A 2,662-nucleotide genomic window follows, 5' to 3' on the forward strand; every position below is an offset into this window, starting at 1 on the left:
TGCAGCAATTGCTGCACAAGGAATTGTGTATGAAGTAATTCAAATGATGAATTTGGATGGATATAAAACTGGAGGTACCATACACATAATAATTAACAACCAGGTAGGATTTACAACGAATTATTTAGACGCCCGTTCCAGTACGTATTGTACAGATATTGCTAAAACGGTATTATCTCCCGTATTACATGTAAATGCGGATGATGCAGAAGCAGTTATTCATGCCGTACGATTTGCATCCGATTATAGAAATACATTTAACAAAGACGTATTTATCGACCTTTTAGGATATAGAAAATATGGACACAATGAGGGGGATGAACCTCGGTTTACCCAACCTCAGCTTTATAAAATAATTGAAAACCATCCGGATCCCAGGGAAATTTATCGAGCCAAGCTTGAAAAAGAAGATATTATCACAAAAAAAATGGTTGCTGACAGTGATGAAGAATATAGAAAGCTGTTGGATAAAAATTTAGAGGATTCTAAAGAAATGAATCAAGCAACCGTAGAATTATTTATGCAACAAGAATGGAAAGATTTTGATAGAGTAGGAGTTTCCGAATTGCTTACCTCTATTGATACAACCTTTCCATTGGAAAAACTGCGCATGATAGCGTATACTATTACGCAAGTTCCTGAAGATAAAAAGCTATTTAATAAAATCAAACGTTTATTAAATCAAAGGAGAGAAATGATAGAAGTAACTCGGGCAGTTGACTGGGGAATGGCAGAATTATTGGCTTATGGAACTTTATTAACTGAAGGACATCATGTTAGATTATCAGGGGAAGATGTGGAAAGAGGAACGTTTTCACATCGTCATGCAGTAATAAAAACAGAAGATACAGAAGAAGAAATTATTCTTTTAAACAATTTAAATTCCAATGCAAAATTTTATGTCTATAATTCCCTCCTTTCCGAATATGGGGTATTAGGATTCGAATATGGTTATGCAATGAGTTCTCCTTATTCCTTAACTATATGGGAAGCTCAATTCGGTGACTTTGCAAACGGAGCACAAATAGTGATAGATCAATATGTATCTGCGGCAGAAGATAAATGGAAAATGCAAAATGGTTTAGTTATGCTTTTACCACATGGTTTTGAAGGACAAGGGGCAGAACATTCATCCGCCAGAATTGAAAGATTTTTATCTCTTTGTGCAAATGGTAATATGTATGTCGTAAATGCTACTACACCAGCAAATTTCTTTCATGCATTGAGAAGACAGTTAAAACCCAATTATAGAAAACCGCTTATTGTTTTTTCACCCAAAAGCCTATTGAGACATCCTAAAGTTGTTTCAACTCTTGAGGAATTAGCAGAAGGTTCGTTTCAAGAAGTAATTGACGATTCAAATGCAGTAGAGGAAAAAATAACCAGATTAGTTTTATGCTCAGGTAAATTATATTATGAGTTGGATAAGAAAAGAGAAGAATTAAACGAAGATAGAATAGCCTTTGTTAGAATAGAACAATTATATCCGCTTCATTGGGAGAAAATTAATCAAATATTGGCAAAATATATTAATAAAAAAGAATTAATTTGGGTACAAGAGGAACCGGAAAATATGGGAGCTTGGGGATATATTCTTAAAGAATTCCAAAACTTAAATATTCAAGGAATATATACTTCGGAGAGTGGGTCTCCATCACCGGGATCACATAAAAGATATGAAAAAATACAAAAAAAGTTAATCGATTCCGTATTCCAAAACATTAAATAAACAAAAAATATAACATAACATTTACATTTATGATACTTGAAATGAGAGTTCCCTCTCCTGGGGAATCAATAACAGAAGTGGAAATTTCAACTTGGTTAGTAAAAGACGGAGATTATGTAGAAAAGGATCAGGCTATTGCTGAAATAGATTCCGACAAAGCAACATTGGATCTTCCAGCGGAAGCAAGTGGGACGATAACTTTAAAAGTTCAAGAGGGAGATACAGTTCAGGTTGGTCATATAATTTGCTTACTAGATACAGATGCTGAAAATCCTAATATAAGAAAAGAAGATTTTGAACAAAATGAAAAGGAGGCGGTAAGTACGGTTACTTCCCAAACATCACAAGAATCGCAAACAGACTCTTATGCAAAAGGAACTTGCTCGCCGGCTGCAAAAAAAATAATAAAAGAAAAAAATATTTCATCGTCCGAAATTCAAGGAACCGGTAAAAACGGAAGAATTACTAAAAACGATGCTCTTCAAGCAGTACCTTCTTTAGGAAATCAGCCCATCAATGGAATTCGATCATATAAATCCGTTAAGTTATCGGCTTTAAGAAGAAAACTATCCGAGAGATTGGTATCAGTAAAAAATCAAACGGCCATGTTAACCACTTTTAATGAGGTTGATATGAGTGAGATATTTAGTATACGCAATGAATATAAGGAAGAATTCAAAAATAAACATAATGTATCATTAGGATTTATGTCTTTTTTCACTCTAGCAGTAGTCAGAGCTTTAAAGATGTTTCCGGATGTTAATTCAATGATAGATAAAGAAAACAAAATAACCTATGATTTTCAAGACATAAGCATTGCTGTTTCCGGCCCTAAAGGTTTAATGGTACCAGTACTTAGAAATGCGGAAACAATGTCATTTAGAGGAGTGGAACAAACGATAAAAAATCTGGCAGATAAAGTTCGTGAGGGCA

At 34.1% G+C, this 2,662-nt stretch carries 2 protein-coding genes; both read left to right on the forward strand.

All coding sequences use genetic code 11. The features are described from left to right. The coding region (locus tag M3Z80_RS09525) for a 2-oxoglutarate dehydrogenase E1 component (protein ID WP_293919380.1) at positions 1 to 1,729 on the forward strand (1,729 nt) is incomplete at its 5' end. Between the two features lie 29 nt (positions 1,730 to 1,758). After that, on the forward strand, positions 1,759 to 2,662 hold a 904-nt coding region (locus M3Z80_RS09530), incomplete at its 3' end, for a 2-oxo acid dehydrogenase subunit E2 (protein ID WP_293919381.1).

This window comes from Apibacter sp. (assembly GCF_025291155.1).
Classification (GTDB): domain Bacteria; phylum Bacteroidota; class Bacteroidia; order Flavobacteriales; family Weeksellaceae; genus Apibacter.